Below are 24841 nucleotides of genomic sequence, written 5' to 3'. Positions count from 1 at the left end.
TATTTATCTAATTAAAAAAATAAGTATTTGATTAACAATATGTTATTAAATAAAAACTACAACATTTCAACTTTTTACGTTTGCGGTATATTTAGCAATATAAAATTTATAAGGGCAGTGGGACAAGAAACATTAAAGCTACTTAGTAATGAACTCAATCAATATGAGGTTTATATAGCTAAGCTTATTAGTGATAAAAGATATCTTTCAGGCAAGGAGTTAACCAAAGAGTTAGTAAACACATTCCAGATAAAGGATGATAATGCTAGAAAAATCATTCAACGAACTGTTGTTAAAGGAATACTCGTCTCATCTAATCCCTTAAGCTTTGGTAATGGTCAATTTATATATTTAAATCCTAGGGATGGGTTAACTCTATCCCTGGTTAAAGAAGTTTCTAAAAAGCATCGCCCACCAATTTATCGATTGTTAGAAGCAATTGATATAAATGACGGAGTTATATCCTACTATGAAGCATTAAAGATCGTCGCTGCTCCACTTGAAAAATCATCTACAAAGGTAAATACACTGGATGAAATAATAAAAGAGCTTAGATTAATGAAATTTATATATGAAAAGACTGATTCAAATAATATCAAATATATTTTAAAGGAAGAAAGTAAAAAGGAAGAAGGTAAGGAAGAAAGCTTACTAAGCGCTCACTTTTCTAAGATGGTTATAGATGGGATGTTTTTACCAGACATTCTGCGGTGGTTACAAAAAAGTAATATAATAGATAATTACAAGACAATTTACCGCAACAAGAAAACACCTTCAATTGGCGCAAAGCAAAATAATTTGGTTTGGGATGCTTTCGCCTATACCAAAACAACTGGAATAAACTCAACCTTTGGGAAAAAAGCGGATACTATAGAGAAACAAACCTTAGTTGTCTTAGACGTAGTTATCAGTAGAGACTACTCCCAAATAGATCTTGACGGTTTTTATAATAGGATACAAATTAATTTAAATGCTGTTAAAAATGGAAGGCGCAAAATTCTTCCTATCATTATTTACAAGACAATAGCAGTAGATGTTTTAGAGAAAATAAGCTCACTGGGATTTATTGCTTTTGATTTAGGGTCTATTTTTGGAACAACAATTTACGATGTTGTCGAAAAGCTCAACATTTTACAGCTAAAAAAAGTGGCTGCAATAAGTGATGACTTTAATGTAACAATTGAATCTGCACTAACTACGATTAGAACATCTGGACAAGAAGATAGCTTAAAAGACATACGAGGAGTTTTATTTGAATTCCTATTGTATCCACTACTAAAGCACTATTATAGTAGTGCAGAAATTCTACATGGTAAGACTTTATCAATAGTAAAGCCTGAGGGTGGAAAAGAAAATTATGAGTATGATTATATTATTAAATCTTCTAACCCTAATGAGATTTTGATAGTTGAACTAAAAGGGTACTCTTCATTATCAAAAATTCCTATTGGTAGTTCAGATACTAAAAACACTCTAAGCTGGTTTTTTAGACGTACTTTGCCATTTGCAAAAAGGCATTTTCAAAAAGAAATTCAAGATACTGGGAAAAAATTCAGAGGTTGTTTTATTACTTCTGCTTCCTTTTATGAAGACGGTATAAATTTTTTAAACGGAATAAACAATGGTTCATTTAAACCACAAAATTTAAATGCTTTTTATGATGGACAGAGCTTGCTTAAATTATTAGAAGAAAACAATTACAGCAAAGTAAAAAGCACGGTTGAAAAATTTTTTATAAAAAGCGAAAGGCTTTAATAGCCAAATCTTACATTATCGATAAAGTGTAATGGTTCAAAAGATACGCTACATTTTACCCTTTGCAGCAATCTTATTTCTGAAATTCCAGCCTTTCTATATAATAGGGAAGCGCTTCCGAAATATGGTAGGTAAGATAAAGTACCAAAATTTTCGGTTCAATAGGTTTAGCGGATCCAAAGGATCACGACAACTTAAACTAAGCCAAGGACACTGTCTCAATTCAAGCTAGGTAGATGCTTATCGAGCCCCATGACCTTCAGTTTCTGCTTCGCCAGCTTTTTTCCAGCCTATTCAGTTCATCCAGATTTTTGAGCCCGCTGGCCAGTAATAATAGATAATGGGTGGAAATGAATGCTGCCATCAGAACCATGCTTTAGCCATGAAACAGATTTACCTCGGGCCATCAAGTTTTCCGGCCGGAAAGCATCTTTTTAACCTTATTTCAATATAATACAATTACCTTAAAACCTAAAGCTTCCGTTCACTTCATGTTCCACAAAAACCTTTACCTTCTATTCTTCCTGCTCTTACTGATTACCGGCTGTCAGGAAAGCGAAGTAACACCCACGGCTCCCAAAGATTTGATTCCCTACGAGCACCTGTTGCTAGGTAATCCCAGCCAGGCGACCCCGGACGAAGTGAATGCGAATAACTTTCTTCTACAGAAACCACAGTACACGCTTTCTTAAAGCCGGGATAGAGGCACGCCTAATTGGGTGAGCTGGCACGTGAGTCCGGATTGGCTGGGCAATGCTCCCCGACAGGATGATTTCCGGGCGGATAATACCTTGCCAGCCGGCTGGTACCGGGTAACCCCAACGGCTTATAGCGGCAGTGGCTTTGACCGGGGACACAATGTACCCTCCGCCGATAGAACCAGGTCAGCCGCAGATAATTCGGCGACTTTCCTGATGACCAATATGATTCCCCAGGCTCCCAACAATAACCAGGAAACGTGGGCCAATCTGGAAGAGTATACCCGCGATTTAGTCCAAGCTGGTAATGAAGTATATGTTATCATGGGCAATTACGGGGTCGGGGGTACTGGCAGTAATGGCCCCAAACAAACCCTTACTGCGGGTCGGGTCACGGTGCCGGCGCAAATCTGGAATGTGCTGGTAGTGCTGCCGGAAGGCCCGAATGATTTAAACCGGATTACTAGCAGCACGCGAGTCATCGCGGTGAATACGCCCAACAGCCAAACCGTGCGGGCGGATTGGGGTTCTTACCGCACCAGTATCGATGCCATTGAAAGAGCAACCGGTTATGATTTACTAAATTCGCTTTCTCAGCCGTTGCAAGTAGCCCTGGAGGCGCCAGTAGATAAAGGGTTAACGCAATAGAAGGGATATCAGGGTGCCTGGTGAAAGGATGATTACCTCCAAGCTTAATGGCAGATGTCGGAGAGGTCTACCATCGCCAAAGAGGGCTCCAAGCAAATCATACTTTTAGAGCTTCTTACTACCTCTATTTGATTATTTTCTACCTGGTACCAGACCTCGGCCAAGAATTTGCCCATGGTGTACAGGCAGACGCTACAATCCCCGCTTGGACGAACGGCCAAGGATTGTCCCTGCTCCCTAAACAAATGCATATTGCTTTGTAAATTGACTATTTACATGGCCTTTTTCTCTTACCGGGTAACAAATTCTATTAAGGTTGGAATACGAGTAAAAACTTAACCGATATATTTCTCGAAAAAAACACCTACTTAAACGTTAAAAAGGTTTTATCAACTACTAAAAATCTTCACTTGTAAATGATTGGCCATCTATTATATTTGAATTAAATATAAGGCCTAAGCTACTTCCTACAGAACACATTTCTTAAAGTCTATCGTATAGCTACTTTAATAGACAAACGATTATTATATATATGCTTCAACTACAAGGAATTACCTGCAAAATTAAAGCATTTGAATTTTTTATAAAACAGTTAGTCACTTGGTATAAAGAGCAAAATAATCAAGAAGGGTTAGACAAAAATGATCTGAGCAGACTTAAAGTCCTTAAATTACACTTCTTTGTCTGTGCAAGTACCGCCAATGAAAGGGAGGATGGATTGCTGGGTGTTTTTGATAATTTCTGGGCAATGCCCTATGGCCATGTAGAAAGCGATATTTATAAAAATTTGGAAAATTTAAATTATTGTGAGATAACCAACCAAAGATTAAATATTATTAAAGAACATAGTGAAGAGTATTTTACCAATTTAGACCCAATTATAAAAAGGGAAATATTGAATTCTTTCCAAATAATAAAATCAAAAAATAAGGATTTAATCAATTATATGGCTATTGACTTGGTAGAACTAAGCCATTCATGGTATTCATGGAGAGCTATGTATAAATTAGCAAGGTCATTCCATAAGTATAGCCTCAAAATCCCAAACGAAATGATTAAATCTGAAAACAAGCAATTCAGTTTACAAAGTGCATAAAAGCTTTCTCTATTTTAACGACACTATTACAAAGCTTGATTCTTTAGCTACACTATACTCTCAAAGTGCAATTTCCAACTATCTTACAGCTTCTGAAAACCAAAAAGAAGATCGTACATTAATATCAATTTTGGAAATAAATAGGGCTTCCGAGTCCATTTATTCAGCACTTAATAAATCTATTATAACAGGTGACTACATTCAAATAGACGAGTTAGAGAAAAGAATAGATGCTCTGAAGCTTAAAATAAACGAAATAATTTCAGGAATTCCATTTTTAGGAGAAGACAAAATTGAAATTGTAAATGAGCTTTTCGATGACTTACAAAGCTCCTTCAGCCTACCTGTATTACAGTCCATTTCTCAATTCAAGCTATTGATAAGCCAGATAAAATATAGGCTTTCTCCTACGAAATCTATTCACTTATTTGATGTAATCACGGAAGACGATATAGCCCCAAATTCTAATCCACTGAATACAATTACTCATGACTTAAGTCAATTATTTGGAATAAACATTCAACTTGCACGGATAGATCATAATATAGCCGTAAAAAAGGAATACTTAGAAGTATTGTTAAAGCTGCAAAAAAAACTTGAAGATGATTCATATAATTTTTCCCAGAGTACGCCTCAGATTGCAGATATCTTAGTTGATAAGTGTAATTATCTTCTTTTTAAAATTTTATATAGATTAGAAAAAGGCAAAAAGAATTTCCTCTATATCCATAATTACAAAGATAAAGAACTTAAGTTAGAGGAAATTAAGCAATCAATCTCTTATTTTAAGCCATTCCTTGAACATTCGGAGAACCATTATTATTCTGGCGACAGGTTTGGTCCATTCTATGACAACCAAATTAGGTTAATCAATGAAAAAATCAGAGCAAAAGAGAAACTATTTCTGGGAGATTATCATACTTTAATAAATTACTATAAAGACCAAAATAGAAGTTTTGAACAGGTAAATAATTTAACTGAAAGCTTTTCTGATGTTTTTAAAGAAAGGCCATACTTACAAAAACGGGAATTTGATAATAAAGCTTTCAATATATCATATAATTACTTTCTCAATAACAGGCTATCACTGTTAATCTATAAAAATAAATTTTCCATTGAATTTACAAATGAGTTAGAAAAGTATTTAGATAGAATTTCACTAGTTCAACAGGAGACGCATATTTATAACTACTTTCCATTTTACCGCTTTTGTCAATATTTATTAAAATCGATAAAAAAAGGGTTGAATGAAGATAGTATAGAAGTCAATCTGATTCAAAAGCTCTTCATCAAATTAGAAAAAAATCTAAAACGGTCATTTGAGAACTTTGAATGGTGCCAAGATAAAAATTTCTTAGCTTTTCAATTACCCAAAAAGGAATGCACTTTATTCAATAGAATTAATATCGATGGGGAAGATCTACCGATATTCTTAGCATCATCATTTATACTTCCTATTAATTATGAAGAGGCAAGAAGAGAACTTGATTTTATGTATAATGAATTAAATAGTCTAAAAAGCCAATTTGATATTCAACAAAGAATAAATGAAGAAAGGACCAAAATTGAATCTATAAGAAAAGAAATAAGTCAACACAATGGAAATCAAATTGAAATATTAAGCATTTTTGCTGCTATAGTTCTATTTGCTATAGGGAACATTCAGCTTTATGACAATGTTGAAAACTTTAGTCAGGCAATGCTATTCATGGTTGTATTTGCTTTTAGTTTAGGGTTATTTGTTCTTTGCATTTATGTAGTAACTAGATATGGCACAAGAAGAATTACTCCACTTCATTGGTTAATATTTATCTCCTATGTGGGTTTTACAATATTATTAGGTTCTGCTTTGATTGATTCAAAACAAGAAAAATATCCTAAGAGCAATAAGCCTTCAAGCCAAGTACCAAACAAAAAAGATAAAACCTACGTCGATAAGAAATAATAGGCTAAATGTAAATCGTAAGCTAAAAGTGGAAGTGGTGGATTTAAGTATTTTGTAAACGCTGGGCCCTATCACTTCTTCTGCGTTGGGTGAAAGCGCGTTGCTTGCTATTGGCACGTTGTTTTAGTTTTTCTTCCCTTTTGTTATCCTAAACCTGAGCCGGCGTACCATTATGCCAAGATTCATGGTAACCCGGCTGGTTATCATCCGGCACCCATTCGCCAAGGCGCTGTTCCAAATCCGGTGGTAGCTAATCGTGCGCCAACCGCAGCAGGTTTTTCATTGAGTGGTGATAACACGCCATCTTCCCTGGATTTATATACCACCTACACCTAATTAATCAGTATTTATTTTCAAACCATAAACGCACATTCAGGAATGGTAAAAAGCATCGGCTTTTTTGTCAGTCCGCTACTTTTGCCATTTTTTAGGGTAGTAGGTGATTTTACAAACCATAAACGCCTCTCAATGGGGTCTAACTACTCAAACGTACCATTTTCCCCGCGGCGCTCCTAAAACCATTTAAATTGCGTGTTACTGGTAAATAATTGGTTCTCAGCTCCTGAAAAGGTGCATTACAGCCTCTATATCAAAAGTATGGGTGAATCGCTTTTCCTTAAAATTAAATTCTATTTGCCAATTGATAAAATGCCAGGTATGCGTTGCCGGCTAAGAGATAAGGTTGATTAATTCTTCCCATTACTCAACTACTACCTATCTGCTGAGAGAGCAACTGGATAATCCGGAGCATACTGGTTAAGCGTCACCGGAATATCTAAGCACAGCCAGTTATAATAGTTAAATTAGCTATATTGACGACTCGCGGGGAAAATGGTTCTATTGAGTAGTTAAGCCCTATGTTATATAGCAAACTACAACATGTACCTATAAAATCGAGGATGTTTGACGGGGAAGCGTTCGTTCGGATGGGAGAAGAGGCGTTCGGGCGGCAGATCGGCTATAAACGGGAGCAGAAGGAAAATTTTGCTTATTGTAATGCGGTAAAAGACAGCGGGGTAGCAGCCATCCAGGAGCAGGCCAGGGCTAGGATAGAGCAGGAGCAGCAGAAATCGAGAGGACTCTATCCGATTTTAATTTAGCCAGGTGCCAAAAATAAAAGCTAGGTAAGCATCAAGCGATTAATCAGATCTGGTGCGGCAGCGCAAGTGGGGAAGTAGGAGGATTTAATTTCTTCCCTAATGCCTCTTTTACAATTGTAAATAATCATAATTAAGCAAATAGTTCGGTGTATATCCTCAGGTGTAAGGGAGAGAAAGCTAAATATTTCTTTATCATATTCATCTTAAACGTTATTTTCAATACTTTTAGTAATGATAAAGACATCAACCAATATGAAATACTATACAAAAATAATAACCTTATTAATTAGTATTATTTCTATTAACTTAGGAAATGCACAAACTATAAATGAAACAAAAGAATACATAATAGATAAAGTTAAAGTTAATCCATTAAAGAGTTATAAAACAGATGCCGTATTTGGAGATAAAATACTTCCACACGTTGTAAATATATATGCTGGTGAAGAATTAAAGAAGGATGAGCAGGAGCGTATTTTTATAATTGAGGCAACTCTATTACATCAAGGTAAACCCATATTAGTTCTTCTTTCGGCTTTTGATGTAAAAGGAATTAATTCTGTTACAGTTGCTTCTCAAAAAAATAATAATGGGAGGGAATTTAACTATTTAGCTATTAATATTAAAAACGATTTTTTAAATAAGACAATAACTCCTAAAGAGGGCGGCCAATATGAAACTCAGCCTAATAATAATAATGGTATTGTTGAAATACCTGTAAATTTAACTAAGGAAGGTTATGATTCATTGAGAAAAGCGTTTTTACATCTTTGTAAATCATATGGTGGCTCACCACTTAAAGATGGATTGTTTTAAGAATACTTAGCAGAACATACAGCATATTTCAACGCGTTATACATGTTGTTTATGTGTTAATTTGTTCTTTCCAACAATCAAGTATATCACTTACTCTGCAAATGTTATAAGTTATTGTTCCATCGTCGAACAGTTGAGGTAATAATGACAAACAAGAGAATACATTTGCATATTTGTTATCAATTTTTTTAAATGCAGATTTAAATGGTATTAAATCACAAATCTCTGTCCATATTAAAGGAAGAATTGCAAAATTAACTTCTTTGCCATCTTTAAGCTTTATTCTATGAAAATTTTCATCTAGATTCGGAGTTTTACTTTCTAACTTTCGATTAAAACGACCTTCAAGGAAGCTTATTAAGTCATCATCGTTGCTTAATTTTTTTGTATCAATATTGTGTATACTTACAAAATCTACATAAATTTCATCATCAAGTTCTTTGTCGTAAAACACAAAATCAGCCCTTTTTGGATTGGGCATTTTTTGTTCAATTGCTTTCAATTTAAATCTCTCTCCTGCAGAATAAATAATATGGTTCAACCCGACGATTTCACCAATGAAGTTCAAGTACTTTGGATTATTAGGAATTTCAACATTGGTATCGATGGACGATACTATTTTTTTAATTGTTCCTCTAATTTGATTATGAAACTTTTGCTCGGTTCTTTCTAGTAATTCAAAAACTTCGCTCTCTAGGTACATTAAAAATGATATTGCTTTCTCATCACCTCTTTTTGCTAAGAGCACCCAATCAAATAAGCAATGAGGCTTGTCAGGTGAATTTTGAATTTGAACTAGACTATCTAATCTCGTTCTGTATTTTATAAAAGCATCTTCCAATTCTGCTTCACTTAATTTTGATTCAGAAATGATATTTGGTATATACTTTTTTATGACTTCTTTCATTATAAATTTACCAAATTTAGGTTGTTAGCTAATCTAGCTTATATGAAGCGTAGTTCCAACGTTACAAAAAATAAAATTATTTTTCAATAAAGGATTAAAAGTTATCCTCCTCTAGTACCAAAAGAGGCGAAAACAAGCCATGTTCAGAACGCAGGAAAGGGGTTTTCGCCGATAACATGAATTATGTTAAAAGGCCTTGGTATTCTTACTAATAAACGTATCCATTTACTACCTGGTGGAGGTAGTTGTAAAAGGTAAATTACAAATCATAAATGCACCATTAAAAATCGTAAGAGCCACGGTATTTCTGCTACCCATACCACTTGTGCAATTTTTCTAGGAATTATTCAATAGCATCAAAAGGCACCAGCAGAATTACAAATCATAAAGGAACCTTCTAAATTGTAAACTGCCTACCTAATTATAAATAGGATCCTATGCCGGGGTTTGCCGGCTCGTTTACTTACCTGGTGTTTGTAGTATGAAATAATTTATAGGTCAAAGTAAAACGGTGCCCCCCCCCCCGCTTTTACCTCCTCACACCTTACCGGATTTTAGCCTTTTAAAAATTTTTAAACCTGTTTACATGAGCTCTACGGACAATGAGAAATTGTAAAGCGTAGAAGCCTCTTCCGCTACCCGCTCCTTTTTGGTAAAATTTTCTCAGCCGGACCGCTGTTTACATAAGCACTACGTTCATTCCATAATTGTAAAAAGCATCAGCCTTTTCGTCCGCCCGCCACTTTTGCTATTTTTTTAGAGAAGTTGGTCATTTTACAAATCAGGAACGCACGTTGCTGATTTGTAAAATGATGCTTACTTTAGTAAAAATTATTGAAAAAAGGGTAATAAGGAAGCAATGTTCGGATTCTGTTGTACTAGTACAACTGCTTCCTGAAAAATCATTTCCTTACCTGCGGCTATAATATATATATATGGAGTATCAAAAGTACATTGCCTACTACCGGGTGTCTACCCTCAAGCAGGGCCGGAGCGGGTTGGGCCTGGAAGCCCAACAGGCAGCGGTTATTTCTTTCGCTAAAAATCCAGCCAGCATCATCCGGGAATTTAAGGAAAATGAATCCGGCAAAAACGATGACCGCCCTTTATTAGAACAAGCCATCTTGGAAGCGAAGAAACACAATGCCACTTTAATCATTGCCAAGCTCGACCGCTTAAGCCGGGAAGTGGCCTTTCTGTTCCAATTGAAAAAGCGGGTAGAGAAAAATAACATTAGTTGGCTCTGCCTGGACATTCCCGAAATGAATACCCTCAACATTGGTATCTGGGGAACGATGGCCCAACACGAGCGGGAGCAAATCAGCAAACGCACCAAGGTAGCCCTGCAGGCTTTGAAAGCCCGCGGTCAGAAATTGGGCAACTTAAATAATTTAACTGCTGCCGGTCGGGAGCTTGGGGTGGAAGCTATTAAAAAGAAAGCCGCCACCAATGATAACAATAGGCGGGCCGCTGAATTAGTTCGTCTTTACCGGGAACAGGGTCTGACCTGGTTAAGCATTGCCGAAAAATTAAACCAATCGGGATTTAGAGCCAGCAAAGGCGGCGCGTTTCAAGCCACCCAGGTACAACGTATCTTTAAACGATACTGTGTGGAAAGCAAAAATGAGCTTGTGGCACCTGATTACTTAAATACTTAAATACATAATTACATAATTACATAATTACATAATTATTTAATTATTTAATTAAGTAATTGGTTATATATTTTACGGTCCCAGCGGTATATGATTTCTTATTTTTCCCTCTAGTATTCTGTTTTAGTCTAACAGTATAATTTTTACTTGCTTTTGACAATATAAATCATTAACTTTACATATATAAAGTATATATACTTTATATACTTCAGAGTATTTCAATCGTTTTCTTATTTTCAGCCGCTTAGCAGGCAGTACTTGACTTTATCATCTTAAATGATTAACTTTACGAGAAGTATATATACTTCTCGTCTAAAAATACAATCTTTACCGTTATGCCCGGAAAATCCCGCTTTGCTATTGCTGAGAGTGGTATGAAGTCTTTCTTTAAACAAAATCCGCGCAATGTCTTTTCCCGCGAACAACTTAATGAAATTTTTGAAGAAAGAAGAATTGCCTGGAATTTACCGGCTTCTACCACTGACCTTAGATTTATTGAGCAGCTGCAGAAAAGAGGCATTCTGACTAAAATTGAAATCCTCTTCGACGGGTATATCAATAAGAAGGAACGGTATATCACGGCTGATGCGCATGAATTTGAGATAGCGACCTCTTTGATTAACAAGTCTTACCTATCCCATTATAGCGCTATGTTTTTGAATGGCCTGACTACCCAGGTACCAAAAACTATTTATATCACCTTTGAGCAAAGCAAAAAAACAGGTGGTAACCGGCAACTAACGCAAGAGGCTATCGACGCGGCCTTCGCTAAGCCACAACGCCGAGCAATAACCGAGGCCATTTACGGAGATTTTTCTTTCCTCATTCTAAATGGTATGTTCACCGGCAGAGCTGGCATCCATTCTATAGATAATATACCGGTAACCAACCTGGAGCGTACCCTGATTGACATTACCGTACGCCCAAGTTATGCCGGGGGCATTTACTCGGTGCTGGAAGCTTACCAAAATGCCTTATCCAGTATCTCCCTAAATAAACTGGTGGCCACTTTAGACAACCTGGATTTTATTTATCCTTACCACCAGGCCGTTGGTTTTTACCTGGAACGGGCCGGCTACTCCGGCAAAAAACTGGAGGAATTGCGCAGCCGGAAGCAAGCGTTTAAATTTTACCTGACCTACGAAATGATGGAGAAAGATTTTTCGGAGGACTGGCAGCTGTATTATCCTAAGGGAATGTAAGCGGCTGGAAAGTATTGACGACATAATCAAAGTAGAAATCAAAGTTTTCTGATTCGTCAAACTTAGAAACAGTATCTTTAACGCTTTCCCAATTCCCTTTATGGAATTCCTTATTTATACTAATATCCTTGATGAATGATAGCGGAACCCGCTTAGCTTCAAATACCTTGGTTATAAGTTCTTTATTTTTATCCAAGGATACATCAATTTGACGCATCTCCATAATAAGGTGAATATCATAGAAATCCCGTGCCCGGGGTCGCGGGGTAAAAGATTTAATAATCTCCCTGTATGAGGGCAATTGTTGACAAATTGCCCTCAGCTTTTCAAAAACAATCATTTCCGGGGCGTATACATATATCGTATATCCGCCAAAATCAATCGGATTTTTAAGGCCTACATACTCAAACTTACTAAACTCTAATTCGAAAGTAGGAGAGGGCCCGACAGAAGAACGGCCTGGCTTCACCGGTATGGCCAGGTTTCGTTGATTTTTTAAACTGCCTTTGTTTTCATCAAAAGCTTTCTGGTTTAAAACTTTAAAAGTAACCAGATAACCTCCCCAAAACTCAGCATGAGGGCCAGTGGCTACTTTGGGTTTATTAAGAAATTTGTAGTCAATAATGGCGAAACCGTTTTCACTAAAAGTTTGCACCAAAGTTTTTTGAATGCGTTCCCTTATAATATCCTCGTCTTCCTGGAAATCGCCATCCTCAATCGAAAAATCTAAATCATAGGAAGTCCTGGAAATAGAATTATTACCATGGTAAGCAATATCTATGGCATTGCCGCCTTTTAGAACAATATTTTCAATTAGCTGGTCATCAGATGCTAAAGCAATAATTGCTAACGCTTTGATTTTATTAACTAATTCTAAATTCATTAAACAGTCATCTTTTAAAATCTAAGTATGATTAAATAGGCCAATAAAATGGGTGGGAACTTAATAATACTTGGGGCTTTCTCATTTTTACACATTACCTGGAGACCACCTTCCTATTTAGGTAAGTTATTAATATAGGGATTGCTTATCTTTATCCAGGGCCTTAATAAGTTCATGGAGTAACGAATAACTGGCATTTGCACTCAACATATCTACTTCTTGTAAGCTACTAACCATTAATTTGCGGTTACAGATATTAATGCGGTTAATCATGGGCACGATGCTGTTTAGGTAGCGGTTGTAAAAGCCGGCGATATCTTCTACCCGGTCCGGGATTTTATAGCCGGACTTCCCTTGAATGCTAACGATAAGTACCCCATTGTCCCGCAGGTGTTGGATACAAACCCGCAGTTGCTGCTCGGTAAAGTTGGGGTAAGCTATTTTTACTTTATCAATGATTTCGTATTTCTCCACCAGTCGATCCGGAGCGGTTCGGAACATGAGATATAAATATTGCAAAACCGCTTGTGCTTCATCCGAGAATTTATGACCACCGGCAAGGGCTTCCCGGGCAGAGGCGGCCGCAATTTTGGCAATCAGCTCGTTTTTTTCCTGGTCCCGCTCCGGAATAGCCAGGGAGAAGTCGGTTTTCTCAAAGGGAAAAAAATCTACAAAAGTCCGGTCATGCAACAAATCAAATAAGAAAGCCGCTTTTTCGTGGCTATGGCTGGTGCAATATATTTTACCTAAACAGCCTGAAATAAAATCTGCTATTTGCCCTAAGGGTTCTTCTAACCTATCTTCCACCAATTGATAGGTACGGTCGGGCGTGAACAAATCCCGTTGAATAACTTTATTATGAATATAATGGTGCAAATCGCGCTTAAATTCCGGCCAGCCCACGCCATCGGCATGAATGGAAAATGCGGTAAAGTTTTGCGGAAATTGCTTTAAAAAAATGCGGTTGAAATATTTGTAGAATATGTCTTTTTGTCCCAGGCCTTCCCCGGTTATCTTACTTTTATTAATGACTAAGCTTAATACCAGAAAATCTAATTGACGCATCTCCTTTAAAATAGCCAGCCGTTTTCGAAAACCTGCATCATCGTTCGACAACCGGCTGGATTTAATGGGATGCCCTTGAAAATATTGCTGGCTTATGGCTGACCGGAGGGCGCGGGCCTGCTCTAGCTTGCCTTCTTCTATTAAAACGGCGGTGAGGACATAATGAGAAAAAGTGCCCGTTTTCTCCAAATTCAGATGGGTGTTACCAAACTCATCAACAAATATATGAAGGTGCTGCATGGTGGTAGATAAGCCTAATATTCTATTTCTTTAAATTTAATGTTGGGGGTATAAAGGATATTTTCCGGATTATTTACATAGACTTTTACCTGATTCCGCCTTCCAAAAAAATTAAAATGGGTAGTATAGCCTGTCGTTTCACCCTCCAATATAATAATTCTGATTAACGAACCCTTAAAACTTCTTCTATCCGAATAGTAAAACAAGGGGTGTCATAATCCTGACGCATTTTCCAATTATTATTTTTCCCTTTACTTGCCAATTGAATTACTTCTCTTCCCATCTTTTTGGTCAGCTTATCCCGGGCATTCCTTAAATCGGTGTGTTGGCCCCGGTCTAAGGCATCTAATAAGTATAATTGCACGGAGGATGCCGGACAAATATTCAAAATTCTAAAACTAAACAATTTAGTATATGCGGACAAAGATTGCCAAACAGTATGTTCAATACTAGGAGTTAATACTAATTGAGTTATCAATTAAAGCCAATTTTAATAATTTTAATAATAAAATTCCAATTGCAAAATTTAACAGCTTAATTTTTAATTAAATCCAATTTGAAAGCCATTAGTTAAACCAGTTCCTTTTTTAACTAAACGCTTTTTTAAAAAACAGTTACCGGCTAACCGCTTCATACTACAGCAAATCCCTCGGCCGAAAAACCGGCCACGAGGATTTACTTCCGTATTTTGCTAGTTACCCCGTAACTTCCAACGGTAAATCTACTTCCAAATTGAATTATAGGTAAGGGAAATAGTGCCCTATCATTAGGATTGTTTAAAAATTAATAATACATTTCGTATCAATTAAATATACGGAACGTAAACAATGCAAAAGGAATTTTAACCTAATGAATTTAATCATGGATAAGTTAACCATTTTTGCGGTGATAAAAGTAAAAGATGCTTTGGCGCTGCCATTGCATTTTGCTGAAAGTAGAGAAATGGCCGAAAATTTATATTCGAAGGCATTGGATAGGTTTTGTAAGCCTAATATAGCCATTCAGTTAGTTTCCTTTTGGGTAGATAAGGACAGCCTGTATGATTTCATAGTAGGCGAGGACGACGAGGAAAAAGGGAAGTATTTATTTAATGCTTTCTGTAATTTTCATTCTATTATAAAAAGCAGTACAGACTAACTTTAAATACCGATTTTACGGAAATGGTATTTAAGTATGTAGGGCCCGGCTTTGGTTTACTGGGGCAGATAGTAAGGATAATTTTGGTTTTAATAGTTCAAGTAATTTATATTGTATTTAAAACTACAATTTTAGTGGCCTGGGCGCTTTTCATTGGTATAGTGTCTAGCTTGTTTGCAGGTATCCGGAGGGTTTAATAATTGTAAAAAGGGAATGGTTAAAATAGCAGCAGCACCGCAAGAAGAAGATAATAATAAGGTAAAAAAGGCCAAGCTAAAACGGTTAAGAAAAGCAACTCTGCCGGAAAAGTTAACGATGATAAAGCAACCTAACCAGGTTACGATGCTTCGTTATGATTTTAGCACCTTACAAACCCGGATCCTATATTCTATTATCTTTCATTTACAAGTTCATATAGAAGCCGTTATAAAAGGTGTAAATATGGATCAGCTTCCTTTATTTCAGGAAAATACCAACAAAGTAAGGTTAGTTATTCCCATTAAGGAATTTGGAATGCCGGCTAAACATTATTATTTGCTTCGGGATGCTATGTCCGCAGTGGCAAGTATTCCGGTTCAACTCGATACCAGAGATCCGGTAACGGGGGCAGAAGCCTGGAAGGTGAGTGGTTTATTCGAAGCGTATGTGCCAAAAGAAAAGTATCAGCGTAATATCACAATAGAAATTGATAAGCTGGTAGTACAATGGATGATAAATACCAAGCTGGGAGGATTTACTAAGTTCGCCTACGAAATTGCCATGAATGCTTCTACCAAGTGGACTTCCCGGCTATACGTTTTTATTTCTTCCTGGAAACAAAAAGGCGGTGTTACCATCACTTTAGAAAACTTCCGTCATATGTTATGCCTGGAAGAAAAGTATCTGAAATTCTCCCATTTAGTCGCGCGCGTGATTGAACCGGCCAGAATAGAATTACATGAAAAATCAGACGTTTGGTTTGAGTATAGCGTCATTGATAAGAAAGGAAAACCGGATAAAATAGTATTTAAAATTATTCAGGCTTCGGAGGTCAAGCAGCGCGAGATTGAGTTGGAAAATAAGAAGAACCAAATTATGTATTGGTGTTCAGACCGATTTAATTTTAAGGAAAATCATAAGAAGAGTATTCTGGAAATACTTACTCCAGAGAATACCACTCTTATCTTTTTAAAGCTGGCAGAGCTTTACAACTATATTTACGTTGATAAGAAGGTGGCTGATCTGCGAAACGTGCCTGAATATGTCTTAAAATCAATTCAAACGATGCTGGCAGATGTAACTATTAACTCCGAAATAAAATAAGAAGTTACAATGTTCCAATTTTGTGCCCTGCAAAATCGGCCAGAATGTTCCAATTTTGTGCCTGTAATAATTCGGTCAAAATGTTCCAATTTTGTACCTGGATAAAGTGGTTTTATTATATGTTCCAATTTTGTGCCCGTAACTAAATTGGTCAAAACCGCAGGTTATTAGCAAAAATGTTCCAATTTTGTGCCCCAAGCTTAATAATGTTCCAAAAGTGTGGTTAATAATGTTCCAAAAGTGTGGCCACAATGTTCCAAAAGTGTGGCAGCAATGTTCCAATTATGAACCCTAAAAGTGGCGCTATGCTTTAAAAATCAATGACTTATGGCACCTACTACTTTATCTACTTGATTAAAAAATCTTAATCTACGACTATTTTGATTAGATTTAACCAAATAATGGATTAAAGTGAAGGGGAAAAAGGCCAAAAGGACCGCCATTTTGTCTGCTTTTAGGATATTGCCACAGTTAAACGTGGATTGCTACTGAAAATGTAACCAAATGTTCCAATTTTGTGCCCGAAAGGAATTTTTAACAATTGTAAATGTTCCAATTTTGTGCCCGTATTCGTTTATGAGGCTAATAGCTAATATTTTATAGCTTTTTTAACAAGAAGCAAATGTTCCAATTTTGTGCCCGATGAAGACAACTGAAATAAATTTTGAGGATGATTTAAGGTATGTTAAGGTTAAAATTGGCTTGACTGAGGGTAAGATTAAGAGCCTGGATGAAGTATTTAAAATTATTCCAATAACTCATATTGCTAGAAAACTTAATTTGAATGCCGTACGTTTGCAGTCAAAAATAAAGGATCCCAGTACATTTAGGGTATCTGAATTGCAAGCATTTGCAAAACTAATAGATATTGATTTTTTGGCTTTAATGGCATTTATTTATAGACCATCAACGGAAGAAGGTACTAACTAAAATTATGAAAAATCAGGTTGAAATTGTGCTGCATACCCAGGAAGGATTTATTATAAAAGTAGAAAGTACAGAATTGAGAAATAAATTCTTTGCTTCTTCTCAATATCAAATGGTGGGAGATTGCCCCCTGGAAAAGTTTATTACGTTTATTCGGGAAGTTATGAAATGTCAGGTTCCAGAGCAGAGCCGGGAATTATTGCAGAATATTTTGCTTGAATCAGGCCATCCACAACATCAGCAAACTGCGTAATTTAAAGTAAAATTCGGCTAAATTTAAAGGTAGGTTCCTGAAAATACTTTACAGGTTAAACGGTTAAAGTACTATTAACTTTTTTATCAAACTGATTTTTATTCATAGAATTTTTTCTGTTGTGCTTTCGCCATCGCTTTCTTAATAAGCCATGCTGCTGGTGGGCCAGGTTAGGAGTCAGGTAATCACAAGAAGCAGGGGGTCGCAAGTTATTATAAGCTTGAATGCTCTTGGCTATTGCAGCTCTGGCCAGTTCAAAAGTAAGAAAGGCCCGGCAATGGAATTCTTCTTTGATGGTTCTGTTAATGCGTTCGGCAATGGCATTTTCACCCGGGTCTCCCTGACTGGTCATACTGATTTGAATAGTATGGGAGGAGAGTAATTCAATATAATCCTTGCAGCAGTACTGTAAGCCGCGGTCAGAATGATGAATCAGGCTTTCTTTTCCCTTTTGTAACGTTTTGGCAGCCATATTCAAGGCAGCAAGTGGCCCTTTGGTATGCAATGTTTCTGCTACCGCCCAACCTACGATTTTATGGGAATAAGCATCTGTGATTAAACTTAAATAGCTAAAATCACTTCCTGTTCTGATATAAGTAACATCGCTTATCCATAGCTGATTGGGACGGGTAAACACCAGTTCCTTGATGAGATTAGGATACTTGTAAAAAGGATGCTGGGAGTTAGTGGTCCGGGCCCGTTTACGCTTCTTTTGACATAATAAATGATTCTCCCGGAGCAAGTCATACAGCCTATACCAGCCCAAATTTATATGGTGCTTAGCTAAGAAGTCCGTTAATAAATGATGCAGCTTTGCTGTTCCCACGCCTAGTTACTGCTGCCAAATCTTCATTACTTGCTCTAAAATAGCCTCCTGATTTACTTCATTTTTATCTTCCTGCCATATTTGCTCATAATAAGCTTGCCGTGACTTTCCAAACAATCTGCACGGTTTTCCCAAGCCAGTTAAGGGATACTGGGTGTTTAACTCCTGGACTGCTTGGAACCATACTTTTTTCTGATTTCTATATTTAGCTGCTTTTCAGCTACCGAAATCATGGTTTCTAAAGCTGTCGTCTTTAATTTTTCCTGCGCTAATTGTGCCTGGGCAGCGGCTAATTGCTGCTTTAGTTGATCAATAGTGGGCTCCATAAGCAAAGATGGGTTTGGTCTAAAATATTTTAACAATCTAGTTTTATAATACCAGCGGCTCCAATCTTGTAAGATAGATACCGACACCTGGTATTGCTTCGTGCTTTGCCGGATAGTCAGCATGCCGGAACGAAGTTCTTCGACAATTTTTCTTTTCTTTGCAGACGGATAATTCCTTTTTACAGTTTCTTTTAAATTCCTATTATTCATAACTTTATACTTAATGTGTAAAGCTATTTCAGGAGTTTACCAAAAGTCCTATAATAAACATTATGTTAAATTGGGGGTAATCAGCCATTGGTTAAAAAACTTTGATATTCGGCAAAATCCGCTGAACCCATCTGCTGCCGAACATACTCATCTAAACCAATGTCATTCTTTTCGTTTACATACCGCGTAAATGACAAGATGCCTTTACAAGCTTCAAATCCCCGCTGCTGCATATCATGCCGCATGTTTTCGGGTAATCCCTCCAGCCATTCTTCAAAATCTTTTACCGTCGGATTAAATTCTTTCGCTTCCTGGTGATAGCGATAAGATATATTGCCATGGGTAAATAACAACTCGTGAAAACGGCGTTCCTCTGCCGGGCACTTGGCCAGGAATGTTTCCTGAATTTGATTGCAGCTTTCGTCCGGATGCTTTACTTTAATCATTATCGCTACTCATAGTAATACCAAGTGTTCTGTATTTTGCCATCTTCCCAAGTCCCTTCAAACTGGGTGATTTGATGATGCGCTTGACGATTGTTGTCATATTGAGAAGTACGCGTGACTAAAAATGAAGAAGAAAATTGGCTTTCTGCTTCCTCTAATGAACTATAATCTCCTATGTAATCGCCAGTATCGTTAAAAACGTATTCGTATAATCTGTATGTCATAACTTTATATAAAAATCTATTAGATAAATGTTGGTGCTTTTTTAAAAAAGTAATATGGGGAAGTGCTACCCGCTTGGATAAAATGTTTAACGTAAGTCGCCCCTACTATTTTTCTTAAAAAAGTGGCCATTCCTTAAAAGGCGTTAATCATCTGCGCTGGTGCCACGGGTAAATCTTGGTTTTCTAGCCGTTGCAGAAATTTAAGCTGCCGCTTGATGCTTTCCAGTACCTGGATGGTATCTACCCCGGCTAGCTGCTGCAGGGCGTGCATCAGCGGCGATACATCTACTTTCTGGCGAATAAAGTCTTTCACCCGGTAAAGCTCCAGCTCGCCCAGGTCCGTGACCTGGTGGTGCTTGATGAAAAGATACAGGTCGAATTGATGTGGCTGGTATCCCGGCTGCCGGCGGACCATGGGCAGGACCACCACCACAGTATTATGCAGGATATCCGGTTCCTGGAACTGCTGCTGCAAGTAAGGAGCACCCTGGATGATGGGCCAGATTTCAGCATCATCATAAAACTGCTCGATAAAAGGCGTGATTTGTTCCGGCATAAAGGGTCAGGTTAATTAAAGGGTGTTCAGTTTAGGCTCGGCAATCAGCACCTCCAAAGGAAAGCGCAGGCCCCGGTGCAATTTCCGGATCATCTCCAGGGAAAGCGCACGTTTGCGACTAAGTACCTTAGACACATTACCCTTGTTGCCCATGTAAGGCACCAGGTCTTCTTGCTTCAATCCTAACTCTTCCATGCGAATCTTAATGTATTCAATCGGGTCCGGCTCCTCAATCGGGTAATTTTCCTCCTCGAACTTATTTACCAGCAGGACCAGTATCTCCAGCTCTTCCGCCGCCGGCGTACCCGGTTCCGCTTCCCACAGCGCCCGTATCTTTTGAAGAGCAGCCTGGTATTCAGCTTCGGTATGAATTAATCTTACGTCCATGGTAAATATGCCTTTTACAGGTCTTTTATTTTGATTTTATTGTACTCGGCATGTGTGCCCAGCCATAGTACATATACCCTTTTGGTTCTGAACCCCACCAAAGCCACCAGCCTATAATCATTGGCCTTAATATTGAAAACAACTTTGCCATCTACTACCATTTCTGCGCTGGGAAAGTCGAGCCGCATCTCTTTTACGCTTTCCCATTCGGCTTTCTTGACGGTTTTGAACCAGGCGGTTAAGTAAGGTTTGGCGGCAGCATGCTTTTCATAGTATTCTCGGATAGCCTTGTAGCTGATGATGTGCATGCGGCAGGTGTAGGTTACGACAAAGATAATGGTTTGTTGTCAAAAAGACAACTTTTTCTTCCCTTTTGTAAATACGCTTTCTTTGGTTCTAACGAAGGCCCTGTACTTTGAGCAGCAAGCCAGCCGGATTCTTATCAGCTTTGGTCCTGCCTTTCTTAAATAGATTGTAACTAACCCTTAAATCAGTATTCTGATTAATTTGGGTGCAATTACTAAAACGTACATAAACCGCCACTTAAGCCTTATAGGAAAAGGCGCAAAAGCAGGCGGAAAGGTATTCTTTTAATTTGGAGCTAGCTAAATAGCAATCAAGGATTTATTATTATTGCCATAATCCCCGGACTGTTTAATTACTACTTTATAAGTACTGCCTGCCGAATTTACATTATGCCTATCATCCTGCTCACAGGAAAATAGAAAAATTAAAAAAGAAATGGAAAATATTCTTTCATAATAGTTCAGGCTATTTTGCTTTAAAGTTAATAGTAGAAGCTTTTACAATATCCTTGTTCTTTATATGCATTGTCATTACCCGGCCCCCGTTCTTCTCAAACATTTCTACTACCAGGGTTTTTTTATCTGGAATAGTGAATTTTTCCAGGCAGTAAACCCGGTTTAATTCCGATTTACCAAAAATGGTCCTGTGGCCATCCGGATAGACGAAAACCGGATTTACTTCTGTTTCCTGAACTGCGGTTCTTTTAGGCTGTTTTTTATCCCGGATATAGAATTTTATAAAATCTATGTCGTAGTTAATATTGCTTTTATTTTTGGCGTTAATGCTGTAAAAAATCACATTATCCTTCACGTAGATACCAGCTATATCAAAATTAATTTTGTTTTTATTCATGCCGATTCCCGAAATTTTATTCCCTCTTTCCGCTATTTCCCGGCTGTAAAAGTTCAGGTCTGCTTCATTCATGTTGATAGTTTCAAAGGTAACCGGGGCATTATTTAAACTGGCCGTCAGATAGATTTGAGGAGCTGTTTTACCTGTAGCCTGGGTAATGGTTTGCGTATTTCCGGTTAAATCTTCTCCTTCCATCCGATAGGTTAAGCTGGAAGGTTCTTCCTGATATTTAACGTAGAAGGAATAATATTTACCATCTTTAGTAATTACAGAAAGGTTTGTTTCCGGAAAGCCTTTTACATTGGCTTTAACCCGTAGTACATTTTCTACCCCGGAAAACTTATCCGCAATAACAGCAGTAGAACCCAAATCTACACTATGTACCCCACTGGGGAAAATAAGGCTGACGGTTTTGGAATAAGAAACCCCCAAGGAAAAAGATTTTAGCATTTGGCTGTCTTTAAAAGGTTGCCGGTTTTGGGCCAGTGCCGAAATGCTAAACACTACTACCAGGCAAACAGAGAAAATATGCTTTTTCATAAAATTTTTGGTTGACATGAATTAAGAATTTTCCGGTTTCAGGAACACCCGGTAATTTGCTTTAACATGAACTTTAACTAATCTGGTTTTTTTAGAGGCCAATGTTTTAAGGCCATTGATGCCGCTTTGCGCAGCCTGCATGGTAAGCTGTTCCTTTACCCCGCTTGCCATCGTTACATTATAACTGCCCCCGGAAGCCATTGAGCCCAGAGCCTCTTTCCCAGCATCCCGGTCGATGGATCCGGGTATATACACTCCCAGCATCCCATCATTATCATATACTTTCAAATTAACCGGAACAATATCTTTTCCGTAGCGGATATTCTCTATGTTAATATCCAGGCGTTCATTTTTCACGGAAGCGACGCCGTAGATAAAGGAATTTGCCGGGATAATGGTACCCTGCACCTGAATATCAGAAAGCAGCCGCAATTTAACCGTAGATCCCGTTACCAGGGTTTGGTCGTCGTGGATCATGGCGCTAATCGTATTTCCGGTTAAATGGGTACTACTGCCCCCCAGCGAATAAAAAGAGTTGCCTGGTTTTGTATTTGGCCGGGTTTCTTCTTCACCTACTTGGGGCAGTTTATGAACTACCTGCTGCTTAGGCCCCGAAACCTCAATTATTTGTTTTTTCAGTTGCTTTTTAGTAGTCGTATCCGGAACCTGTTTTACCTGCTTCTCACCGGCAAATTGGCCGGAAGTTAAGGTGCGTTGCAAATACTGTAAATATTGATTGTTTTTAAGTTCTTTATCTACGTCTATATTTCCCCCATTTTCTGCTCTTTCCATTAATTCGATTAACCGGTTGATTTTGGCTTCCGAAACTGCGGAATTATTGGCCGGGGTTTGGTAAAAGGAATTTACTTTGCCGTTTAAATGCTCATATTCGCGGCGGTCGGGACCAGGTGCCGGCCGGGTATAGGACCGGGGAGCCGACGTATAAGCCAGGCCAGTAGGCTCCCGTTCAACCGCCCCTGTATCTAATCCACTAGAAGAAGCCATACTGGTAGTGGAAAGATCATCGAGGGAACGCATCCTGGCGGCTTCTTCTTCCTGCTGGTCTTTTAATTTATAGGCACTTAATTTATCCTGGACAGAACTAGTATGGGAGTTTTCAGCAGGTTTAGGAATTTGTGTATTAAGTCCGGTAGCGTGCATCGATGCCGTAGCAGCCGGAGTGCCGCCGCCAAATAAATAAAAGATAATACCCAGGAAAGGCACCACAAATACCGGCAACATCACGGCCATTTTCCGCTTATTTAAAAATTCCTGGGAATGTTGAACTGGGGAATTTTCCATATTAGTTAATTTTAACTGAATCTTGTTTTAAACCACGTGCCTTAATTTTTGGATAACCTTATGGTAATCCATTTCATTAAGACTAAAGAAATCTACTTTTAAGCCCGATCCAATGAATTTTAAACCATCCCATTTACCCAGACTATCACCATACATGAGTCTATATTCTTTAATTGGTAGATGCTCGCTTAAATGGTTAATTATATTTTGAATATTGTTGGTAACAGACATTCCCCCATTATCTAAATCCCTTATCCAAACTACATCCGTATCAATGCCCCAGGTATAATCAGATTTAGCCGCTAATTTTTCAATGCTCATTTTATTTTAATGGAATCTTGTTTTATAGCCGGATACTTAACGATTGGACGTTTTATAGGCGAAACAGAAAAGCCCGAAGTACCATATCCGGCCAGGCCGGAAACCAGGCAAAACAGGAAGAAGCCCCCAAAGGAAAAAACGAACAGGAAAAAGTAGATTTTCTTTTGCCCCCGGGATAACCCTCTTTCCTTTCTTTCTAAAAATGTAACGATAGATTTCTGAACCGTTTCCCATTGGAATTTTAACCAGTTCAAAGGCGTACTATTTCTTTGCATGGCTACCGGGGAATAACTTTCAAATCCCTGTTTTCCAATACCCGCCAGCGTTCCATCAAAAAACCATGCGGGTTATTGTCGCTCCGGGTTACATCACGTAACTGGCATTGGGATATAAGGGAACGTTGGGTTTCAGAAGTAGCCCGAATAATGGTTTGGGTCGCATAACATTTGGCGGTATAAGGGTATTCATTAAAATTGGTTAATACGCTGTCTATCTTAATTTCCTGGCTTACATTACCGGCAATCAGACCGGTAAAATACCCTGCTTCTTTCAAGTTGGCGTATTCATCCTGCGCTGATTCATCACACAGATTAAGGGCCTGATTAATATTGTAATCTATTGCTTTCTGATCCGGCGCTAAGGTAAAAAACAGCTCATGGAACCGTTTTACGTGATCCCTGGCTTCTACGGGCCTATTCTGCTTCATGTCTTGCGAGATAGCCAGCATTAAGGATTTGCCATTATCAAGAACATATATTTTTTCCCTGGATTTCTTGGCAAAATTAAAGGACATATAAACCACGTAACTGGATAAGCAAAATGTTAATCCTATAAAAATTATTAAAAACAGCCGCATTTGTTTAAAGCTGGTTTCAATATTTGTTAAACTTTTGAATTGCATATTTTTCCCCTTTCC

General features: G+C 37.8%; 29 protein-coding genes and 1 pseudogene. 13 read left to right on the top strand and 17 right to left on the bottom strand.

Annotated features, from left to right (window positions below):
* Positions 1-27: 27 nt before the first annotated feature.
* From AAE02nite_RS16215 to AAE02nite_RS16210, 3 genes and pseudogenes are all read left to right on the top strand, one after another.
* Positions 28-1755: a C-type lectin-like domain-containing protein gene (locus tag AAE02nite_RS16215; RefSeq protein ID WP_146899759.1), complete on the top strand. Its 1728-nt coding sequence runs from the start codon at positions 28-30 to the stop codon at positions 1753-1755.
* Between the two features lie 491 nt (positions 1756-2246).
* Complete coding sequence (locus AAE02nite_RS26720) at positions 2247-2447, top strand: hypothetical protein (protein ID WP_246151094.1); 201 nt, start codon at positions 2247-2249, stop codon at positions 2445-2447.
* Between the two features lie 15 nt (positions 2448-2462).
* Positions 2463-3101 (top strand): annotated as a pseudogene (locus tag AAE02nite_RS16210) (DNA/RNA non-specific endonuclease); the annotation flags it as partial.
* Positions 3102-3145: 44 nt separating this feature from the next.
* Here the strand turns inward: AAE02nite_RS16210 and AAE02nite_RS26855 are convergent.
* Positions 3146-3277, bottom strand: a complete 132-nt coding sequence (locus tag AAE02nite_RS26855; RefSeq protein ID WP_262713468.1) for a hypothetical protein — start codon at positions 3275-3277, stop codon at positions 3146-3148.
* Between the two features lie 356 nt (positions 3278-3633).
* On the opposite strand from AAE02nite_RS26855, the gene AAE02nite_RS16205 reads away from it, so the two are divergent.
* From AAE02nite_RS16205 to AAE02nite_RS16190, 4 genes are all read left to right on the top strand, one after another.
* The gene (locus AAE02nite_RS16205; RefSeq protein ID WP_146899756.1) at positions 3634-4197 is read left to right on the top strand and encodes a Panacea domain-containing protein; all 564 of its coding nucleotides are present in this window, start codon (positions 3634-3636) and stop codon (positions 4195-4197) included.
* On the top strand, positions 4190-6142 hold the full coding sequence (locus AAE02nite_RS16200) for a hypothetical protein (RefSeq protein ID WP_146899753.1): 1953 nt from the start codon (positions 4190-4192) through the stop codon (positions 6140-6142). Before AAE02nite_RS16205 ends, AAE02nite_RS16200 begins: the two co-directional genes overlap by 8 nt.
* Before the next feature lie 857 nt (positions 6143-6999).
* Positions 7000-7242, top strand: coding sequence for a DUF5712 family protein (locus AAE02nite_RS16195; RefSeq protein ID WP_262713467.1), 243 nt, complete (start codon positions 7000-7002; stop codon positions 7240-7242).
* Between the two features lie 252 nt (positions 7243-7494).
* Complete coding sequence (locus AAE02nite_RS16190; RefSeq protein WP_146899746.1) at positions 7495-8058, top strand: hypothetical protein; 564 nt, start codon at positions 7495-7497, stop codon at positions 8056-8058.
* Between the two features lie 49 nt (positions 8059-8107).
* Here the strand turns inward: AAE02nite_RS16190 and AAE02nite_RS16185 are convergent, their stop codons facing one another.
* Positions 8108-8965: a hypothetical protein gene (locus tag AAE02nite_RS16185; RefSeq protein ID WP_146899742.1), complete on the bottom strand. Its 858-nt coding sequence runs from the start codon at positions 8963-8965 to the stop codon at positions 8108-8110.
* Positions 8966-9900: 935 nt separating this feature from the next.
* On the opposite strand from AAE02nite_RS16185, the gene AAE02nite_RS16180 reads away from it, so the two are divergent.
* Together AAE02nite_RS16180 and AAE02nite_RS16175 are read left to right on the top strand one after the other, a co-directional pair.
* On the top strand, positions 9901-10623 hold the full coding sequence (locus tag AAE02nite_RS16180; protein ID WP_146899739.1) for a recombinase family protein: 723 nt from the start codon (positions 9901-9903) through the stop codon (positions 10621-10623).
* A gap of 332 nt (positions 10624-10955) precedes the next feature.
* Positions 10956-11822: a type IV toxin-antitoxin system AbiEi family antitoxin domain-containing protein gene (locus AAE02nite_RS16175; protein WP_146899736.1), complete on the top strand. Its 867-nt coding sequence runs from the start codon at positions 10956-10958 to the stop codon at positions 11820-11822.
* On the opposite strand, the gene AAE02nite_RS16170 is transcribed toward AAE02nite_RS16175, so the two are convergent.
* From AAE02nite_RS16170 to AAE02nite_RS26315, 3 genes are all read right to left on the bottom strand, one after another.
* On the bottom strand, positions 11809-12705 hold the full coding sequence (locus AAE02nite_RS16170) for a nucleotidyl transferase AbiEii/AbiGii toxin family protein (protein WP_146899733.1): 897 nt from the start codon (positions 12703-12705) through the stop codon (positions 11809-11811). The two genes, AAE02nite_RS16175 and AAE02nite_RS16170, sit on opposite strands and share 14 nt — an antisense overlap.
* A gap of 129 nt (positions 12706-12834) precedes the next feature.
* Entirely contained in the window at positions 12835-14010 is a 1176-nt protein-coding gene (locus AAE02nite_RS16165) for a DUF3800 domain-containing protein (protein WP_146899729.1), read from the bottom strand.
* Between the two features lie 163 nt (positions 14011-14173).
* The gene (locus tag AAE02nite_RS26315) at positions 14174-14374 is read right to left on the bottom strand and encodes a DUF4113 domain-containing protein (RefSeq protein WP_170252622.1); all 201 of its coding nucleotides are present in this window, start codon (positions 14372-14374) and stop codon (positions 14174-14176) included.
* A 497-nt stretch (positions 14375-14871) separates the two neighbouring features.
* Here AAE02nite_RS26315 and AAE02nite_RS16155 point away from each other — a divergent pair, with 497 nt between their 5' ends.
* The 4 genes from AAE02nite_RS16155 (at position 14872) to AAE02nite_RS16140 (ending at position 17629) form a co-directional block, all read left to right on the top strand.
* Positions 14872-15147 (top strand): hypothetical protein, encoded by a 276-nt coding sequence (locus AAE02nite_RS16155; protein ID WP_146899722.1) that lies wholly within the window; start codon positions 14872-14874, stop codon positions 15145-15147.
* Positions 15148-15360: 213 nt separating this feature from the next.
* Positions 15361-16449 (top strand): replication initiation protein, encoded by a 1089-nt coding sequence (locus AAE02nite_RS16150; protein WP_146899718.1) that lies wholly within the window; start codon positions 15361-15363, stop codon positions 16447-16449.
* 642 nt (positions 16450-17091) lie between these two features.
* Positions 17092-17379 carry a hypothetical protein gene (locus tag AAE02nite_RS16145; protein ID WP_146899715.1) on the top strand — a complete coding sequence of 96 codons (288 nt, stop codon included), beginning with the start codon at positions 17092-17094 and terminating at the stop codon, positions 17377-17379.
* Between the two features lie 4 nt (positions 17380-17383).
* The gene (locus AAE02nite_RS16140; RefSeq protein WP_146899712.1) at positions 17384-17629 is read left to right on the top strand and encodes a hypothetical protein; all 246 of its coding nucleotides are present in this window, start codon (positions 17384-17386) and stop codon (positions 17627-17629) included.
* 55 nt (positions 17630-17684) lie between these two features.
* Here the strand turns inward: AAE02nite_RS16140 and AAE02nite_RS16135 are convergent, their stop codons facing one another.
* The 12 genes from AAE02nite_RS16135 to traK form a co-directional block, all read right to left on the bottom strand.
* On the bottom strand, positions 17685-18455 hold the full coding sequence (locus AAE02nite_RS16135) for an IS3 family transposase (RefSeq protein WP_146899709.1): 771 nt from the start codon (positions 18453-18455) through the stop codon (positions 17685-17687).
* A 158-nt stretch (positions 18456-18613) separates the two neighbouring features.
* The gene (locus AAE02nite_RS16130) at positions 18614-18991 is read right to left on the bottom strand and encodes a hypothetical protein (protein WP_146899706.1); all 378 of its coding nucleotides are present in this window, start codon (positions 18989-18991) and stop codon (positions 18614-18616) included.
* An 80-nt stretch (positions 18992-19071) separates the two neighbouring features.
* Entirely contained in the window at positions 19072-19437 is a 366-nt protein-coding gene (locus tag AAE02nite_RS16125; protein WP_146899703.1) for a hypothetical protein, read from the bottom strand.
* A gap of 5 nt (positions 19438-19442) precedes the next feature.
* Complete coding sequence (locus tag AAE02nite_RS16120) at positions 19443-19661, bottom strand: hypothetical protein (RefSeq protein WP_146899700.1); 219 nt, start codon at positions 19659-19661, stop codon at positions 19443-19445.
* Between the two features lie 133 nt (positions 19662-19794).
* Positions 19795-20217: a hypothetical protein gene (locus tag AAE02nite_RS16115; protein WP_146899697.1), complete on the bottom strand. Its 423-nt coding sequence runs from the start codon at positions 20215-20217 to the stop codon at positions 19795-19797.
* A gap of 15 nt (positions 20218-20232) precedes the next feature.
* Positions 20233-20604, bottom strand: a complete 372-nt coding sequence (locus AAE02nite_RS16110) for a helix-turn-helix domain-containing protein (RefSeq protein ID WP_146899694.1) — start codon at positions 20602-20604, stop codon at positions 20233-20235.
* Between the two features lie 14 nt (positions 20605-20618).
* Complete coding sequence (locus tag AAE02nite_RS16105) at positions 20619-20912, bottom strand: type II toxin-antitoxin system HigB family toxin (protein ID WP_146899691.1); 294 nt, start codon at positions 20910-20912, stop codon at positions 20619-20621.
* A 297-nt stretch (positions 20913-21209) separates the two neighbouring features.
* Positions 21210-21335 carry a beta-barrel fold lipoprotein gene (locus AAE02nite_RS27040; RefSeq protein ID WP_371863468.1) on the bottom strand — a complete coding sequence of 42 codons (126 nt, stop codon included), beginning with the start codon at positions 21333-21335 and terminating at the stop codon, positions 21210-21212.
* A gap of 40 nt (positions 21336-21375) precedes the next feature.
* Positions 21376-22302, bottom strand: coding sequence for a conjugative transposon protein TraN (gene traN, locus AAE02nite_RS16100; protein ID WP_170252621.1), 927 nt, complete (start codon positions 22300-22302; stop codon positions 21376-21378).
* A gap of 21 nt (positions 22303-22323) precedes the next feature.
* Entirely contained in the window at positions 22324-23604 is a 1281-nt protein-coding gene (gene traM / locus AAE02nite_RS16095; RefSeq protein WP_146899683.1) for a conjugative transposon protein TraM, read from the bottom strand.
* Between the two features lie 27 nt (positions 23605-23631).
* Positions 23632-23925 (bottom strand): hypothetical protein, encoded by a 294-nt coding sequence (locus tag AAE02nite_RS16090; protein WP_146899680.1) that lies wholly within the window; start codon positions 23923-23925, stop codon positions 23632-23634.
* Between the two features lie 277 nt (positions 23926-24202).
* Positions 24203-24826, bottom strand: a complete 624-nt coding sequence (gene traK / locus AAE02nite_RS16085; protein WP_146899677.1) for a conjugative transposon protein TraK — start codon at positions 24824-24826, stop codon at positions 24203-24205.
* Between the last annotated feature and the right edge of the window lie 15 nt (positions 24827-24841).

The organism is Adhaeribacter aerolatus (genome assembly GCF_007991635.1).
Classification (GTDB): Bacteria; Bacteroidota; Bacteroidia; order Cytophagales; family Hymenobacteraceae; genus Adhaeribacter; species Adhaeribacter aerolatus.
Note: the sequence above shows the minus strand (reverse complement) of the source record. Positions and strands in the feature narration are given on the sequence as shown.

Coding starts and splice junctions, on each gene's coding strand:
- AAE02nite_RS16180 (WP_146899739.1), top strand. CDS start 9,901: ATGGAGTATCAAAAGTACATTGCCTACTACCGGGTGTCTACCCTCAAG.
- AAE02nite_RS16165 (WP_146899729.1), bottom strand. CDS start 14,010: ATGCAGCACCTTCATATATTTGTTGATGAGTTTGGTAACACCCATCTG.
- traK (WP_146899677.1), bottom strand. CDS start 24,826: ATGCAATTCAAAAGTTTAACAAATATTGAAACCAGCTTTAAACAAATG.
- traN (WP_170252621.1), bottom strand. CDS start 22,302: ATGAAAAAGCATATTTTCTCTGTTTGCCTGGTAGTAGTGTTTAGCATT.
- AAE02nite_RS16155 (WP_146899722.1), top strand. CDS start 14,872: ATGGATAAGTTAACCATTTTTGCGGTGATAAAAGTAAAAGATGCTTTG.
- AAE02nite_RS26855 (WP_262713468.1), bottom strand. CDS start 3,277: ATGGGCAAATTCTTGGCCGAGGTCTGGTACCAGGTAGAAAATAATCAA.
- AAE02nite_RS16130 (WP_146899706.1), bottom strand. CDS start 18,991: ATGAATAATAGGAATTTAAAAGAAACTGTAAAAAGGAATTATCCGTCT.
- AAE02nite_RS16105 (WP_146899691.1), bottom strand. CDS start 20,912: ATGCACATCATCAGCTACAAGGCTATCCGAGAATACTATGAAAAGCAT.
- AAE02nite_RS16170 (WP_146899733.1), bottom strand. CDS start 12,705: ATGAATTTAGAATTAGTTAATAAAATCAAAGCGTTAGCAATTATTGCT.
- AAE02nite_RS16140 (WP_146899712.1), top strand. CDS start 17,384: ATGAAAAATCAGGTTGAAATTGTGCTGCATACCCAGGAAGGATTTATT.
- AAE02nite_RS16125 (WP_146899703.1), bottom strand. CDS start 19,437: ATGATTAAAGTAAAGCATCCGGACGAAAGCTGCAATCAAATTCAGGAA.
- AAE02nite_RS16115 (WP_146899697.1), bottom strand. CDS start 20,217: ATGCCGGAACAAATCACGCCTTTTATCGAGCAGTTTTATGATGATGCT.
- AAE02nite_RS16185 (WP_146899742.1), bottom strand. CDS start 8,965: ATGAAAGAAGTCATAAAAAAGTATATACCAAATATCATTTCTGAATCA.
- AAE02nite_RS16205 (WP_146899756.1), top strand. CDS start 3,634: ATGCTTCAACTACAAGGAATTACCTGCAAAATTAAAGCATTTGAATTT.
- AAE02nite_RS16110 (WP_146899694.1), bottom strand. CDS start 20,604: ATGGACGTAAGATTAATTCATACCGAAGCTGAATACCAGGCTGCTCTT.
- AAE02nite_RS26720 (WP_246151094.1), top strand. CDS start 2,247: ATGTTCCACAAAAACCTTTACCTTCTATTCTTCCTGCTCTTACTGATT.
- AAE02nite_RS16175 (WP_146899736.1), top strand. CDS start 10,956: ATGCCCGGAAAATCCCGCTTTGCTATTGCTGAGAGTGGTATGAAGTCT.
- AAE02nite_RS16120 (WP_146899700.1), bottom strand. CDS start 19,661: ATGACATACAGATTATACGAATACGTTTTTAACGATACTGGCGATTAC.
- AAE02nite_RS16150 (WP_146899718.1), top strand. CDS start 15,361: ATGGTTAAAATAGCAGCAGCACCGCAAGAAGAAGATAATAATAAGGTA.
- AAE02nite_RS16190 (WP_146899746.1), top strand. CDS start 7,495: ATGAAATACTATACAAAAATAATAACCTTATTAATTAGTATTATTTCT.
- AAE02nite_RS16145 (WP_146899715.1), top strand. CDS start 17,092: ATGAAGACAACTGAAATAAATTTTGAGGATGATTTAAGGTATGTTAAG.
- AAE02nite_RS16090 (WP_146899680.1), bottom strand. CDS start 23,925: ATGAGCATTGAAAAATTAGCGGCTAAATCTGATTATACCTGGGGCATT.
- AAE02nite_RS16195 (WP_262713467.1), top strand. CDS start 7,000: ATGTTATATAGCAAACTACAACATGTACCTATAAAATCGAGGATGTTT.
- traM (WP_146899683.1), bottom strand. CDS start 23,604: ATGGAAAATTCCCCAGTTCAACATTCCCAGGAATTTTTAAATAAGCGG.